Consider the following 13,876-nt stretch of genomic DNA (forward strand, 5'->3'; position numbering starts at 1 on the left):
CGGCCGCCCCTCTTTCCGGTCGCGTCCCCGCCGTCGTCCCGGCGCGTCGGCCGATCCCGGCGGGCGCCCGCACTGTGGCAAAGTGTCATGATGCGTTTCCATGCCGACCTGCACATCCACTCCAGGTACGCCCGGGCCTGCAGCAAGGACAGCGATCTGGAGCATCTGACCTGGTGGGCGCAGCGCAAGGGCATCGCGCTGATGGGCACCGGCGACTTCACGCACCCGGTGTGGTTCGAGCTGCTGCGCGAGAGCCTCGTCCCCGCCGAGCCGGGGCTCTTCCGGCTCCGCGACGACCTCGCCACGGGCCCCGCCGCCGACGTCGGCGGCGCGCTGCCGGCCGGCGTGGTCCCCGGCCAGGTGCGGTTCATGCTCTCCAGCGAGGTCTCCACGATCTACCGGCGGGACGAGCGCACCCGGAAGATCCACCACCTGATCTACATGCCGGGGTTCGACGAGGCCGCGGCGTTCAACCGCGCGCTCGAGAAGGTCGGCGACCTGGCCGCGGACGGCCGTCCCGTTCTCTCCATGGACTCCCGCGACCTGCTGGAGCTCACCCTGGGCAGCGGTGACGGCGCCTACCTGGTGCCCGCCCACGTCTGGACGCCGTGGTTCGGCGTGTTCGGGTCCAAGGCGGGGTTCGACACGGTCGAGGAGTGCTACGGCGACCTGTCGGAGGAGATCTTCGCCCTGGAGACCGGCCTGTCCAGCGACCCGGCCATGAACTGGCGCGTCTCCGCCCTGGACCGCTACCGCCTGGTCAGCCACTCCGACGCGCACTCGCCGCCCATGCTCGGCCGCGAGACCACGGTCTTCGAGACCGACCTGGACTACTTCGCCGTGCTGCGGGCGCTCCGGACCGGGGAGGGGTACGCGGGCACGACCGAGTTCTTCCCCGAGGAGGGCAAGTACCACCTCGACGGGCACCGCGTCTGCGAGGTCCGGCTCGATCCCTCCGAGACGCGTGACCTGGGCGGGAGATGTCCGGTGTGCGGCAGGAAGCTCACGGTCGGGGTGCTGAGCCGGGTCGAGGACCTCGCCGACCGGCCCGAGGGGTTCCGTCCGGACGGCGTAGCGGGCTTCCGCAACCTGGTGCCGCTTCCGGAGATCGTGGGAGAGGTCCTCGGGGTCGGGCCGAAGAGCAAGAAGGTCGCCAGGCAGATCGACGACCTCACCGTGGCGCTGGGCCCCGAGCTCGCCGTCCTGCAGGACGTGCCGGTCGGCGACATCGCCGCCCATTCGCGACCGCTCGCCGAGGCCGTCGACCGGTTGCGCCGCGGAGAGGTGATCCGCGACCCCGGGTACGACGGCACGTTCGGCACGATCCACCTCTTCGCGCCGGACGAGCCGGAACGGACGGCCACCGCCCCCACCCTGTTCTAGGGACCCTCACCGGACATTCGTCGCGTCAATTCATCACGCGAATTCATACGCCGCCGCCGTACACCGAATTCGGGTCTGGATTTCGGACGCGGCGTTTCCGTCGCGGGACGTCATGCGAATCCGGCGGGGCGTGTGACGCCGCCGGGAGGAACCGCGGGGAATCCCGCGCGCCGCGGGTCGCGCGGGTCCCGCCCCGCGCCTTTCCGGGCGGGGCGGGACGGTCAGCGGTCCTCCCTGATCCGCTGTTCGTTGCTCTTGCTGCTCTGGTACGCCTCGTACCCCGGCCTCCACGTCCAGGTCTCGGTGAGGTCGCCGGTCTTGACGGTCAGCGTCCCCGAGGGCGGGTAGCCCTCCTCGGAGGCGGGCCGTGGCGGCATGGGGTCGGCGCAGGCGATCGGCGCGGCGAGCGACACCGCGGCGGCGGTGAGGGTCACGGCGGTGAGAAAACGGGCAACGGACATGTGTCCCCCCATGATGTGCGAACGGTACGGCGGGGGTATCACCGGGCGCCGGTCACAACGAACCACACCGATGATCAAGACTCTGGCCGAGTGACGTTCGACTCGCGGCGGGCACCGGGACGACGGCCGGTCACCGCCCCACCGGCGCCGACCCGGCGGTCCCTGACGGAACGCCGGACCGTCCGGCCGGTCACCCCGTCAGGGACCGCCGGGACGGCCGGTCGTGGTCTCCCGGTCGCCCACGGCGCGCAGGACGGCGTCGGGAACGACGAGGTCGGCGCGCGGGCGGGTGGCCGCGACGAGGTCGGCGTTGCGCTGGTCGGTCCCGAGCGTCCAGGTCATGGCCGCGTCGGCGTCCTTGCCGAAGCGTTCGTGGCGGGAGACGAGGCGGCGTACCCGCTCGTCGTCGGCGAGGTCGCAGTACCAGGTCTCGTGCAGCAGGGGACGCACCCGCGACCAGTCGCCCCGGTCGAGCAGCAGGTAGTTCCCCTCGGTGACGACGAGCCGGGCGGCCCGCGCGACCGGGATGCTCCCGGCGACGGGCTGTTCCAGGTCGCGCTCGAAGGCGGGCGCGTAGACCGTCTCGTCCTCGTCGTCGCGCAGGCGGCGCAGCAGGGCCGCGTAACCGGCCGCGTCGAACGTGTCCGGCGCTCCCTTGCGGTCGCGCCGTCCCAGCCTGTCGAGCTCGGCGTCGGCGAGGTGGAAGCCGTCCATCGGCACGTACGCCACCCACTCCCCGGCCGGCAGTCCCTGGGGAGGCGCCGGGCGCAGCAGGGCGACCAGGTGTTCGGCGAGGGTGCTCTTCCCTGCCCCGGGACCGCCGGTGATGCCCAGCAGCGCGCGGTGCCCGTCGCGGACGAGGGATCGGGCCCGGGTGACCAGGTCGTCGAGGGACGTCATCCCCGAACGCTAGCCGAGCCGGTCCGCCGTCTCCAGCACGGAACCGGGCCGGTCGGGACCGGCGCCGGGGGACGGCCCCGAGGTCACCCGGAGTCGGCGTTGAAGGACAGCTCCGAGGTCACCCGGTAGCGGTCGCCGCGGTAGATCGAGCGGGTGAACTCGACGATCCGGCCGCCGACGTCGCGGGCGGTGCGCTCGAAGAGCAGGGCCGGGGCGTGCTGGGGCACGTGCAGCAGCTCGGACTCGGTCTCGTCGGTGACGGTGGGCTCTATCGTCTGCACGGCCGTGCGGACGTCGACGCCGAAGCGCTCCCTCAGGAACCGGTAGAACGACCCGGACTCCATGTCCGCCGGGACGATGCCGTCGACCAGGGCGTACGGCAGGTGGATGCGCTCGATCGCCATCGGCTCGTCGTCCACGACGCGCAGCCGCACGACCCGCAGGACCGGGTCGGCCGGGGAGACCTGGAGCCTGGCGGCGAGCCGCGCGCCGGCCGGGGCGGAGCCGAACTCCAGGATGTGACTGAGCCAGGTGCCCTCGGCGGGCGGGGCGTAGAACGAGTTGCCCGTCGTGGAGGCCAGCGCCTGGGTGACCCGGTGCGGACCGGTGAACGTGCCGCGCCCGTGCTCGCGGACCAGCAGCCCCGACCTGACCAGATCGTCGATCGCCGCGCGGACGGTCGGCCGGGAGACGCCGAGCTCCCGGCACAGATCCCGCTCCGAGGGGATCGCCTCGGCCGGTCGCATGTCGGCGATGAGGTCGAGCAGGACGTCGCGCACCCGGTCGCGCTTGAGCCCGGACCTCATGTTCAGTGTCACGTTCCCACCCTACCAACCTCTTACCTATTTCTTACCAGTTGACCGAGGAAAATCAGGTCTTGACGGCGGAACTGGTAACAGCCACCCTATGCAAAGCAAGCCAATTACTTACCAATATCTGACCTCTGGGAGCACCGATGAGGCACCGTCTCCGCGCCGTCACGGCTGTGCTGGCGCTCGTCGCCGGCCTCTCCGCGTGCGGCTCCTCCGAGCCGTCCTCCTCGTCGGGCCCGCCCGGCTCCGCCGGCGCCGGCCAGGAGGGCGTGAACCTGACCGTCTGGGTGATGCGGGACAGCTTCTCCGACGCCCTGCTCGACCGCTTCCGCACCCGCTACCGGGCGGCCCACCCCGGCGTCACGCTCGACATCCAGATCCAGGAGTGGGACGGCATAGGCCAGCGGGTGACCAGCGCCCTGGCCAGCAACGACGCGCCCGACGTCATCGAGGTCGGCAACACCCAGGTCGCCGAGTACGCCGCCAGCGGCGGGGTGCGGGACCTCACCGACAAGGTGGCCGACCTGGGCGGCACCGACTGGCTGCCCGGCCTGGCCGAGCCCGGAAAGATCGAGGGACGCCAGTACGGCATCCCGTGGTACGCCGCCAACCGGGTGGTCGTCTACAACAAGGACCTGTTCGCCAAGGCGAGGATCACCGCTCCGCCGAAGACCAGGGACGAGTGGCTGGAGATCACCGCGAAACTCGACAAGGGCGGTGACCAGGGCATCTACCTGCCCGGCCAGAACTGGTACACCTTCGCCGGGTTCGTCTGGGACGAGGGCGGCGACCTCGCGGTCAACGAGGGCGGCACCTGGAAGGGCGGCCTCGCCACCCCCCAGGCGCTGGCCGCGGTCGAGTTCTACCGCAGGCTCCAGGCGCTGGGCGACGGCCCCAAGGACTCCGACGAGGCCAGGCCGCCGCAGGCCGACGTCTTCGCCAAGGGCGACGTCGCCCAGATCGTCTCCGCCCCGGGCGGCGCGGTGGCGATCGAGAAGGCCAACCCCGGCCTCAAGGGGAAGCTCGGTTTCTTCCCGATCCCCGGCAAGACCGCCGACAAGCCGGGCGCGGTGTTCACCGGCGGCTCCGACCTGGTCATCCCCGAGGCGTCGAAGAACCCCGAGGCGGCGTACGAGGTGGTCAAGGCGCTGGCGGGTGAGGAGTTCCAGGCCGACATGGCCAAGGAGATGAGCTACGTGCCCAACCGCGTCTCCCTCGCGGGCGTGCTGGACGGCAACGAGGCGACGGCCGCGATGGCCGCGGGCGCCGCGAACGGGCACGCCACCCCCAACTCCCCCAACTGGGCCGCGGTCGAGGCCAAGAACCTCATCAAGGAGTACATGACCCGGGTGCTCACCGGAGGCACCCCCGCCACCGAGGCCGCCGCGGTGGACCGGAGCATCGCCGAGATCCTCAACACCACGTCCTGAGGAGTGTCATGTCCGCCCCCTCCCGGGCCCCGGACCGGCGGCACGCCCTCGGCCGGGACGTACCGGCACCGGCACCACCGTCCGCGGCGCGATCCGGGGCACGGCCGTCCCGGCTCGCCGGCCTGTGGCCCTACCTGCTGATCGCGCCCACCCTGGCGGGTACCGCCTACCTGCTGCTCTACCCGCTGATCCGCAGCGTCGTCATCTCCTTCCAGCACTTCAGGACGGGCGAGCTGATCCGCGGCGGGGCGGAGTTCGTCGGCCTGGGCAACTACGCGACGGTGCTCGGCGGGGCGGAGTTCTGGGCCGTGGTACGCAGGACCCTCGTCTGGACGGCCGTCAACGTCGTCCTGATCATGGTCATCTCCACCGCGGTGGCCCTGATGGCCGCCCGCCTGGGCCGGAGGATGCGGCTGGCCGTGCTGGGCGGCCTGGTGCTCACCTGGGCCACCCCCGTCCTCGCCGCCACCACGATCTTCCAGTGGCTGTTCCAGTCGCGGCTGGGGGTGGTCAACTGGCTGCTGGTCACGCTGGGGTTCGAGTCCTTCAGGGACTACACCTGGTTCGCCCACGGCACGTCCACCTTCGCCATCCTGGTCGCCCTGGTCGTCTGGCAGTCGGTGCCGTTCGCCGCCCTCACCCTGTACGCGGGCCTGACCACCATCCCCTCCGAGCTGTACGAGGCCGCGCGGATCGACGGCGCGAACGGGCGGCAGGTCTTCACCGCGGTCACCTTCCCCATCCTGCGGCCGCTCTTCGGCCTGATCACCTCGCTGGAGGTGATCTGGGTGTTCAAGTGCTTCGCCCAGATCTGGGCGATCAGCAAGGGCGGCCCGGGGGAGGCCACCACCACGCTGTCCGTCCACGCGTTCCAGGTCGCGCAGTCGCTCCACAAGTACGACCTCGGCTCGGCGATCTCCACCCTCACCGTGCTGATCCTGATCGCCCTGCTGCTCGTCCACCTGCGGCGGATACTCAAGCACGAAGGGGAGGAACCGTGACCACCCTGACGCCGGCCCAGCCGATCCAGCCGATCCAGCCGGTCCGGGCGGCCCGGCCGGCCCGGCGGGCACCCGGCCGCCGGCTGCGCCGCGCGCCGCTGAACCTGGCGGCCCTGGCCGTGCTGGCCGTCTCGGTCTTCCCCGTCTACTGGATGGTGCTGACCGCGTTCAAGCCCACCAGGGACATCCAGTCGCAGACCCCGACCTTCTGGCCCGCCCACCCCACCCTGGAGCACTTCGCGACCGCGGTGAACGCGGACGGTTTCTGGACGTTCTGGCGCAACAGCCTCGTCGTCACCGTGAGCGCGGTGGTGCTCGCCCTGGTGGTCGCGCTGCTGGCCGCGTTCGCGGTGGCCCGGATGCGCTGGCGCGGGCGCAAGGCGTTCATCCTGATGGTCTTCGTCGCCCAGATGGCCCCCTGGGAGGCGCTGCTGGTGTCGATGTTCATCATCGCCCGCGACACCGGGATGCTCGACAGGTTGTCGATGCTCAGCCTGATCTACTTCATGGTGACGCTGCCGTTCACCATCGTCACCCTGCGCGGGTTCCTCGCCGCGATCCCTCCCGAACTTGAGGAGGCCGCGATGATGGACGGGTGCGACCGGCCGGCCGCCTTCCGCCGGGTGGTCCTGCCGCTGCTCGCCCCCGGCCTGATGTCCACCTCGCTGTTCGGCTTCATCACCGCGTGGAACGAGTTCGCCTTCGCCAACGCGCTGATCATCAAGAACCAGGACGACCGGACGCTGCCCGTCTGGCTCTCCTCGTTCGGCAACGTCTTCGGCACCGACTGGGGGGCGACCATGGCCGCCTCGGCCCTGTTCATGCTCCCGGTGCTGCTGGTCTTCCTCGTCCTGCAGCGCAGGGTCACCTCGGGGATGATCGCCGGTTCCGTCAAGGGGTGAGCCCCCGCCCCGCACCGCCTGCAGGCGCGCCCGTCCGGGGGCGCCGTGAAGGGAAGACAACGTGATCATTCCGAGACCGCGGGACGTCGTGGCGACCGGCGGGGACCCCGTCCCGTTCCGGCGCGACCTCCTGCGGCCGATGCCCGACGACCCGTCCCTCGGCGAGGAGGGGTACCGCCTCGCCGTCTCCCCCTCGGGCGTCGAGCTCACCGCCGGCGGCCCGGCCGGCCGCTTCTACGGCTCGCGGACCCTCGCCCAGCTCGGACCGGAGATCCCGGCCGGGGTCATCGAGGACCGGCCCGGGTTCGCCTGGCGCGGGGTGATGCTGGACGTCGCCCGCCACTTCATGCCCAAGGCGTTCGTGCTGCGCCTCGTCGACCTGCTCGCCGAGCACAAGCTCAACGTGCTGCACCTGCACCTGACCGACGACCAGGGGTGGCGGCTGGAGATCGAGCGCTACCCCCTGCTCACCGAGGTCGGCGCGCGGCGCGGCGGGTTCTACACGCGCGAGGACATCCGGGAGATCGTCGCGTACGCGGCGGAGCGCTTCGTCACCGTGGTGCCGGAGATCGAGATGCCCGGCCACGCCCAGGCCGCCATCGCCGCCTACCCGCACCTGGGCAACGACCCGGACCGGAGGGTGGAGGTCTGGACCGAGTGGGGCATCAGCGAGCACGTGTTCAACCTGGAGGAGTCCACCGTCCGCTTCTGCCAGGACGTGCTCGACGAGGTCTGCGAGCTCTTCCCGGGCACCTACGTGCACGTCGGCGGGGACGAGTGCCCCACCGCCGAGTGGGAGACCTCCCCCGGGGCGCGGCGGCGGCTGGCGGAGCTGGGACTGGCCGGGCCGCAGGACGCGTGCGCCTGGTTCATCGGCCGGATGGCCGCCCACCTGGAGAAGCACTCGCGCAGGCTGGTCTGCTGGGACGAGCCCGACCGTGAGCCCACCCCCGGCACCACCGTCATGATCTGGCGGGACGAGCAGGCCGACCGCGGCGACAACGAGATCATCCTGGCGCCGCACACCCGGACCTACTTCGACTACCGCCCCTCCGCGGGCCCCTTCGAGACCCCGGTCGGCGGCCCCGGCGGTTCCGGTGACGGGCCCGCCGCCGACACCCGGAAGACCGTCCAGGAGCACGTCCTCACCCTGGCCGACACCTACGCGTTCGCACCCGACCCGGCCGCGCGGGGCGTGCAGTGCCAGCTGTGGACCGAGTACATGCCCACGCCCGAGCGGGTCGAGTTCATGGCCCTGCCCAGGATGTGCGCGTTCGCCGAGGTCGCCTGGGGCACGGCCGGCGACTACCCCGGCTTCCTGGCCCGCCTCGGCCCGCACCTCGACCGGCTCGGCGCACTGGGCGTCCGGGGCGGCCCGCTCATCCCCTGACCCCCTGACCCTCAGACCCCCACGCACGGGACCGCAGGCCACCCGGCCCTTCCGTCCGGTACCCACCAGACCCCGGAAAGCACCGACGAAAGGAAAGAACGTGCGCGGAAAGCTGTTACTGGGCGGGTTGCTGCCCGTCCTGCTGCTCGCGCTGGTGGGCGTCGCGGCCGGCCCGGCCGCCGCCCAGCAGTCCCTGCGGCTCCAGTACAAGACGAGCGCCACCGGAGCCACCGCCGACCAGGTCGAGCCCTGGTTCAACCTGGTCAACGGCGGCACCTCGGCCGTACCGCTGAACGGCGTGAGGATCCGCTACTACTTCAAGGCGGACGCCGGATCGCCGCAGTACCGTTTCGCGTGCTCGTGGGCGACGATCTCCTGCTCCACGATCACCGGCTCCTTCGGCACCCTGTCCCCCGGTACGGCCACCGCCGACCGCTACCTGGAGGTGGGCTTTACCTCCGGCACCCTGGCGCCCGGCGCCCGGACCGGTGACCTGCAACTGCGCTTCCACCGCTCCGACTGGCAGCGGATCAACCAGGCCGACGACTTCTCCTTCGGCCCGGCCCGCACCACGTACGGCGACTGGAGCAAGGTCACCGTCCACCACAACGGCGCCCTGGTCTGGGGCACCCCGCCCGCGGGCGGCGGCGGCCCGACCCCCACGCCCACTCCCACTCCCGGCAACCCCGGGGGCGCCGGGGTGGTCTTCGACGACTTCGCCTACACCGGCGCCGACGACCCGGCCATCACCGCGCACAACTGGACCGTGCGCACCAACAGCGGCGGTCCCGGCGTGCCCGGGGCGAGCTGGCCCAAGCAGAACGTGAGCTTCCCCACCGTCTCCGGCACCAACCGGGCACTGCAGCTCAAGGCCGGGACCGACGGCACGGCGGCGGGCACCCGGCAGTCGGAGGTGCTGCACCAGCGCAAGTTCCTGGAGGGCACCTACGCGGCCCGGGTGAAGTTCTCCGACGCGCCCATCAGCGGCCCCGACGGTGACCACATCGTGCAGACCTTCTTCACGATCACCCCCCTCGCCTTCGACATGGACCCCGCCTACAGCGAGCAGGACTTCGAGTACCTGCCCAACGGCGGCTGGGGCGAGCCCGCCAACATCATGTACACCACCTCGTGGGAGACGTACCGCAACGAGCCCTGGGAGGCGGTGAACGTCCACACCGAGGTCAGGCAGAGCTACGCGGGCTGGCACGACCTGGTTCTTCAGGTCTCCGGCGGCCAGATCAGGTACTACATCGACGGCAACCTCTTCGCCGAGCACGGCGGCGTCTACTACCCGGAGACGGTGCAGTCGGTGAACTTCAACCTCTGGTTCATCAACGGCGGCCTGGTGGGCTCGGCGACCCCGCGCGAGTACATCCAGCAGGTCGACTGGTTCTACCACTCCAAGAACGAGGTCGTCGCGCCGGCCGACGTGCTGAACCGCGTCAACGGCTACCGCTCGGCCTCGACCACCTGGGTCGACACCGTTCCCAGCTCCTGAGGTCCCATCCGCGAGTCCCCGAGGTCCCCACGGGACCCTGAGGCCCGAACGCACGGCCCGCGCCACCCCGGCGCGGGCCGTGCCCTTTTCCGGCCTCTCGATCGGAACAGGACGGAAGGATCGAAGGGTCAGGGGGCGGGAGGGCCGGAGGTGCGGGAGGCCGGAGGAGAGGCACGCAGGGCGGCCAGGGCGAACGCGGTGGCCGCCCGGCCGGCACGCATCATCTCCTCGGGGGAGGCGCCGTGGCTCATGTGCACGAAGGCGGCGAGCTTGGCGCCGCCGATCACCGCGCCGACGGCGGCCGACGCCTCGGTCAGGCTCAGCTCGTCGGGACAGGCCCGATGCAGTGCCTCGGCGAGCTCCCGCTGGACGTCGAAGAGGAGCAGCAGGCCCCGCGCCCGGAGCGAGGGGACGGTCATCGTGAGGTGGTTGATCGGGGCGATCTCCCGGCTGACCCGTTCGTCCATGTCGATCGCGGCGAAGCCGGTGGCGACGACGCGGCCCAGCAGGTCGGCGGCCCGTTCCCCGGGCGCGGCCTCGGCGATCACCGTCAGGGCGCGATCGGCGCCCTCGCGCGCGTTGTGGAAGATCACCTCTTCCTTGCTCGCGAAGTAGCTGAAGAAGGTGCGGGTGGAGACGTCGGCGGCGGCGGCGATCTCCGAGACGGTCGTCTGCTCGTAGCCCTTGCTCAGGAAGAGCTCCAGCGCCGCCTCGATGAGGGCGTGCCGGGTGCGCAGCTTCTTGCGCTCGCGCAGGCCCGACCCTTCACCCATACGGGACAGCCTAATCCATCAGATAACACTCTGCACGTGTTGTAATTTTGCATTCGATGTAGTTTTCTGGAGGGAACGGAGCGCATCACGAGAGGAACGCGGATGACCCAGACCCCATCCGAGGCGATCACCTTTCCCACCGGACGTCCCGGCCCCTTCGACCCGCCCGAGCGGCTGGCCTCGCTGCGCGAGGAGGGCCCCCTGGTCCGGCTGGCCTATCCCGACGGCCGGATGGGCTGGCTGGTGACCGGACACGCGGCCGTGCGCGCGATCCTGGCCGACCCCCGGTTCAGCTCCCGCCGCGAACTGCTGAACATCCCCGTGCCCTTCCCGCTGATGCAGGAGAGGCCCGGCCCGGCCGAACCGGGCCTGTTCATCCGGATGGACCCGCCCGACCACACCCGCTACCGCAGGCCGCTCACCGCGCAGTTCACGGTGCGGCGGATGAAGGCGCTGGAGCCCAGGATCGCCGAGATCACCCGGGAGCACCTGGACGCGATGGAGAAGGCCGGGCCGCCCCTGGACCTGGTGCGCGCGTTCGCGCTGCCCATCCCCTCGCTGGTGATCTGCGAGCTGCTCGGCGTCCCGTACGCCGACCGCGACGAGTTCCAGCAGGCCACCTCGACGCTGCTGAACCTGGAGTCCTCCATCGAGGAGATCCGCGGGGCGATCGGCGGCATCGCCGCCTTCTTCGCCCGGCTCATCGCCCTCAAGCGCGCCGACCCCGCCGACGACCTGCTCAGCGGCCTGATCGAGGGCGGCGAGCTGACCGACGAGGAGCTGGGCAACGTGGGGCTCCTGCTGCTCGTCGCGGGACACGAGACCACGGCCAACATGCTCGGCCTCGGCACGTTCGCCCTGCTGGAGCACCCCGACCAGCTCGCCGCGCTGCGCGCCGACCCCTCGCTGATCGACAACGCGGTCGAGGAGCTGCTCCGCTACCTCTCCATCATCCACATCGGCCCGACGCGCGCCGCCCTGGAGGACGTCGAGGTGGAGGGGGAACTCATCAGGGCGGGCGAGGTGGTGACGCTCTCGGTCCCGGCCGCCAACCGCGACCCCTCCCGCTTCCCCGACCCCGAACACCTGGACGTCACCCGCCCCGCGAGCGGGCATCTGACGTTCGGGCACGGGCTGCACCAGTGCCTGGGACAGCAGCTCGCCCGGGTGGAGATGCGCATCGCCTTCCCGATGCTGTTCGACCGCTTCCCCGGACTCCGTCTCGCCGTACCGGCCGAGGAGGTGGCCATGCGCGACACCATGAGCATCTACGGCGTACGGGAGCTGCCGGTCAGGTGGTAGGGCGCGCGACGACGGCCATGACGACCCCGCACATCCGGGCTTCGAGGTCGTCGGCGGTGGAGGCCCGGAGGACCACCGGGACGGGAGCCGGCCAGGCCGGGATCGCGAAGAACAGGCGTGAGTACGCGCCGTAGAGGACGGTCCAGTCCTTCCACTCCCGATCCAGCCGCTCCGCCTCGGCGCGGGCCCGGTGGTCCCACGTACGGCGGGGGACGAGGGCGGGGTTCACGCCGTCGCGGTGCCGCCCTCCGGCCGGTGCGGGCCCGCGCCGGATCACGAGGCCACCCGCCCGTTCACCTGCCGTGCTGTCTCCTCCTGCCGCTCGACCTCGGCCCGCAGCGCGTCGAGGGTGTCGGCGTCGACCGTACGCGCCGCCCCGGCGTCGAACTCGGCATCGGTGAACGGGACGACCCGGGAGGCCCACAGCCGCCCCTTGTCACTGAGAATGACCCGCCATCCCGAAATCACCGGCCCGGGTGTCGCTGATCTACCATCGTCCACGGATCGGACCTCCATCCGATCAAGGACCCGCCCGGACGTCGCGAGCGCCGGGCGGGTCCGGCTTTTTGAATGGGCAAGAGGGTTCTGGAACGCACCGCCGTACGAAAATCTGAGCGGAACGGTCAGTCGGTGAGGAGTGGGACCAGAGGTCCGCTCCTGGTGGGGCACCTGTGTCTCTACGTCAGGGCGGCACGGCTCCAACCCTCTCCGTGATAGCTCGCTCACTAAAAGTAGTGACACTGGAGTCATCATGGACGTGCGTGAGGCACGCACGCAAGCCTTACGCACATAGAATTTTCACGAACAGTAACGGCACAATGTCTCTATGCCAATGAAGTCCCCCACCGTCCGTCATCGCCGCTTGGGCCGTGAGCTGCGCCGACTTCGAGAAAACGCCGGTCTGTCCGTGCCTGAGGTGGCCCGGCGGCTCGGCTGGTCCGTCAGCAAGGCGCACCGCATCGAAGCTGGTCGGATCATGGTGTCTGAAGCTGATCTGGCCGCTGCATGCGATCTTTTCGGAGCGGACAGTGCGACGACGGCAAGTCTGATCCAACTCGGCAAGGACGCCGGGCGGCGTGGCTGGTGGACCGCCTACAGCGACGTGTTCACCGGCAGTTACATCAGCATGGAGGCGGAGGCGTCCACCATCATCAAGTGGGAGCAACGCGCCATCCCTGGCCTTCTCCAAAGTGAGGATTACGCTCGCGGAGTCATCAAGGCAACATTGCCCGAGCTGAGCGAAGCCGAGTTGAAGCGCCGCGTGGACGCTCGAATGGTACGCAAGGTCAGCCTTTTCGGCCCCAATGCCCCCACGCTTCATGTCCTGGTGGACGAAGCGGTCCTGCGCCGCCCTATCGGACCGCCGGGCGTCATGGCCCACCAGTTCGACGACCTTCTCCGAGTCATGGAGCAGGCCCACATCACCGTGCAGGTCCTACCGTTCAGTACAGGAGCACACATAGGGATGGAAGGCGGTTTTTCCGTTCTGTCATTCGATGCCGAGGACCCGGCTGTGGGGTACACGGAAGGTCCTGCGGGAGAGGTGTACATCGAAGCAGCCGATCAGGTGCGAAACCTCACGCTGACCTTCGAGCGTCTCATTGACGTATGCCTGTCCCCCGAGAAGTCTGCGGTGCTCATCGCCGCAGCAAGGAGTCACCATGATCTCCCTTGACCTGTCCGGCGCCGAATTCCGCAAGAGCAGTTACAGCGTTGGCGGCAACGACTGCGTGGAAGTGGCCACCAACCTTCCGGGTCTCATCGCCGTCCGCGACAGCAAAAACCCGTCCGGTCCGACTCTTACCTTTACCGCGAAGGGCTGGAACGACTTTCTGGCAGGCGTTCGCGCCGACGCCTTCTGACCGGCGGGAGCCTCCGGCCACGGCTCATCTCGGAACAAAGCTCAGGCATCATCATCGCCTCCACCGGGACGCGGCGACAGATCGCGCGCCCTTCCGCGTGCGCGTTCCGCACGGCGCCGACGGCCAGGGCGGGCACGCGGAGATCGGTGCGTGTGGAGG

The 13,876-nt window shown here is 70.5% G+C and carries 15 protein-coding genes; 9 read left to right on the top strand and 6 right to left on the bottom strand.

What is annotated here, in order from left to right:
* Window positions 1-87: 87 nt before the first annotated feature.
* On the top strand, window positions 88-1,383 hold the full coding sequence (locus tag AB0G16_RS05870; protein ID WP_362799217.1) for an endonuclease Q family protein: 1,296 nt from the start codon (window positions 88-90) through the stop codon (window positions 1,381-1,383).
* Between the two features lie 221 nt (window positions 1,384-1,604).
* Here the strand turns inward: AB0G16_RS05870 and AB0G16_RS05875 are convergent, their stop codons facing one another.
* From AB0G16_RS05875 to AB0G16_RS05885, 3 genes are all read right to left on the bottom strand, one after another.
* A complete protein-coding gene (locus AB0G16_RS05875; protein ID WP_362799220.1) occupies window positions 1,605-1,844 on the bottom strand; it encodes a hypothetical protein in 240 nt (79 codons plus the stop codon).
* Window positions 1,845-2,042: 198 nt separating this feature from the next.
* A complete protein-coding gene (locus tag AB0G16_RS05880; protein WP_362799223.1) occupies window positions 2,043-2,744 on the bottom strand; it encodes a nucleoside/nucleotide kinase family protein in 702 nt (233 codons plus the stop codon).
* Between the two features lie 83 nt (window positions 2,745-2,827).
* Complete coding sequence (locus tag AB0G16_RS05885; protein ID WP_362799226.1) at window positions 2,828-3,562, bottom strand: GntR family transcriptional regulator; 735 nt, start codon at window positions 3,560-3,562, stop codon at window positions 2,828-2,830.
* A 137-nt stretch (window positions 3,563-3,699) separates the two neighbouring features.
* Here AB0G16_RS05885 and AB0G16_RS05890 point away from each other — a divergent pair, with 137 nt between their 5' ends.
* The 5 genes from AB0G16_RS05890 (at window position 3,700) to AB0G16_RS05910 (ending at window position 9,780) form a co-directional block, all read left to right on the top strand.
* Complete coding sequence (locus AB0G16_RS05890) at window positions 3,700-4,986, top strand: extracellular solute-binding protein (protein WP_362799229.1); 1,287 nt, start codon at window positions 3,700-3,702, stop codon at window positions 4,984-4,986.
* 8 nt (window positions 4,987-4,994) lie between these two features.
* Window positions 4,995-5,987 (top strand): sugar ABC transporter permease, encoded by a 993-nt coding sequence (locus AB0G16_RS05895; RefSeq protein ID WP_362799232.1) that lies wholly within the window; start codon window positions 4,995-4,997, stop codon window positions 5,985-5,987.
* Complete coding sequence (locus AB0G16_RS05900) at window positions 5,984-6,889, top strand: carbohydrate ABC transporter permease (RefSeq protein WP_362799235.1); 906 nt, start codon at window positions 5,984-5,986, stop codon at window positions 6,887-6,889. The genes AB0G16_RS05895 and AB0G16_RS05900 overlap by 4 nt, the downstream gene beginning before the upstream one ends.
* A gap of 61 nt (window positions 6,890-6,950) precedes the next feature.
* Complete coding sequence (locus AB0G16_RS05905; protein WP_362799238.1) at window positions 6,951-8,279, top strand: beta-N-acetylhexosaminidase; 1,329 nt, start codon at window positions 6,951-6,953, stop codon at window positions 8,277-8,279.
* Between the two features lie 100 nt (window positions 8,280-8,379).
* On the top strand, window positions 8,380-9,780 hold the full coding sequence (locus AB0G16_RS05910; protein ID WP_362799240.1) for a cellulose binding domain-containing protein: 1,401 nt from the start codon (window positions 8,380-8,382) through the stop codon (window positions 9,778-9,780).
* 128 nt (window positions 9,781-9,908) lie between these two features.
* Here AB0G16_RS05910 and AB0G16_RS05915 read toward each other — a convergent pair whose 3' ends face one another.
* A complete protein-coding gene (locus tag AB0G16_RS05915; protein WP_362799242.1) occupies window positions 9,909-10,553 on the bottom strand; it encodes a helix-turn-helix domain-containing protein in 645 nt (214 codons plus the stop codon).
* Between the two features lie 102 nt (window positions 10,554-10,655).
* Here AB0G16_RS05915 and AB0G16_RS05920 point away from each other — a divergent pair, with 102 nt between their 5' ends.
* Window positions 10,656-11,855 carry a cytochrome P450 gene (locus tag AB0G16_RS05920; RefSeq protein WP_362799245.1) on the top strand — a complete coding sequence of 400 codons (1,200 nt, stop codon included), beginning with the start codon at window positions 10,656-10,658 and terminating at the stop codon, window positions 11,853-11,855.
* Here the strand turns inward: AB0G16_RS05920 and AB0G16_RS05925 are convergent.
* Both AB0G16_RS05925 and AB0G16_RS05930 read right to left on the bottom strand, forming a co-directional pair.
* Complete coding sequence (locus AB0G16_RS05925; RefSeq protein WP_362799248.1) at window positions 11,845-12,084, bottom strand: hypothetical protein; 240 nt, start codon at window positions 12,082-12,084, stop codon at window positions 11,845-11,847. The genes AB0G16_RS05920 and AB0G16_RS05925 overlap by 11 nt on opposite strands.
* 44 nt (window positions 12,085-12,128) lie before the next feature.
* Complete coding sequence (locus AB0G16_RS05930; RefSeq protein ID WP_362799251.1) at window positions 12,129-12,323, bottom strand: hypothetical protein; 195 nt, start codon at window positions 12,321-12,323, stop codon at window positions 12,129-12,131.
* A gap of 358 nt (window positions 12,324-12,681) precedes the next feature.
* Between AB0G16_RS05930 and AB0G16_RS05935 the strand changes: the two genes are divergently transcribed.
* Together AB0G16_RS05935 and AB0G16_RS05940 are read left to right on the top strand one after the other, a co-directional pair.
* On the top strand, window positions 12,682-13,530 hold the full coding sequence (locus AB0G16_RS05935) for a helix-turn-helix transcriptional regulator (RefSeq protein ID WP_362799254.1): 849 nt from the start codon (window positions 12,682-12,684) through the stop codon (window positions 13,528-13,530).
* Window positions 13,517-13,717 carry a DUF397 domain-containing protein gene (locus AB0G16_RS05940; protein WP_362799257.1) on the top strand — a complete coding sequence of 67 codons (201 nt, stop codon included), beginning with the start codon at window positions 13,517-13,519 and terminating at the stop codon, window positions 13,715-13,717. The genes AB0G16_RS05935 and AB0G16_RS05940 overlap by 14 nt, the downstream gene beginning before the upstream one ends.
* Window positions 13,718-13,876: the final 159 nt, after the last annotated feature.

It is taken from the genome of Streptosporangium sp. NPDC023615 (genome assembly GCF_040640155.1).
Classification (GTDB): domain Bacteria; phylum Actinomycetota; class Actinomycetes; order Streptosporangiales; family Streptosporangiaceae; genus Streptosporangium.

Bases quoted from the DNA above. Each gene is read 5' to 3' on its own strand.
- AB0G16_RS05870 (WP_362799217.1), top strand. From the start codon at position 88: ATGATGCGTTTCCATGCCGACCTGCACATCCACTCCAGGTACGCCCGG.
- AB0G16_RS05875 (WP_362799220.1), bottom strand. From the start codon at position 1,844: ATGTCCGTTGCCCGTTTTCTCACCGCCGTGACCCTCACCGCCGCCGCG.
- AB0G16_RS05880 (WP_362799223.1), bottom strand. From the start codon at position 2,744: ATGACGTCCCTCGACGACCTGGTCACCCGGGCCCGATCCCTCGTCCGC.
- AB0G16_RS05890 (WP_362799229.1), top strand. From the start codon at position 3,700: ATGAGGCACCGTCTCCGCGCCGTCACGGCTGTGCTGGCGCTCGTCGCC.
- AB0G16_RS05895 (WP_362799232.1), top strand. From the start codon at position 4,995: ATGTCCGCCCCCTCCCGGGCCCCGGACCGGCGGCACGCCCTCGGCCGG.
- AB0G16_RS05915 (WP_362799242.1), bottom strand. From the start codon at position 10,553: ATGGGTGAAGGGTCGGGCCTGCGCGAGCGCAAGAAGCTGCGCACCCGG.
- AB0G16_RS05920 (WP_362799245.1), top strand. From the start codon at position 10,656: ATGACCCAGACCCCATCCGAGGCGATCACCTTTCCCACCGGACGTCCC.
- AB0G16_RS05935 (WP_362799254.1), top strand. From the start codon at position 12,682: ATGCCAATGAAGTCCCCCACCGTCCGTCATCGCCGCTTGGGCCGTGAG.
- AB0G16_RS05940 (WP_362799257.1), top strand. From the start codon at position 13,517: ATGATCTCCCTTGACCTGTCCGGCGCCGAATTCCGCAAGAGCAGTTAC.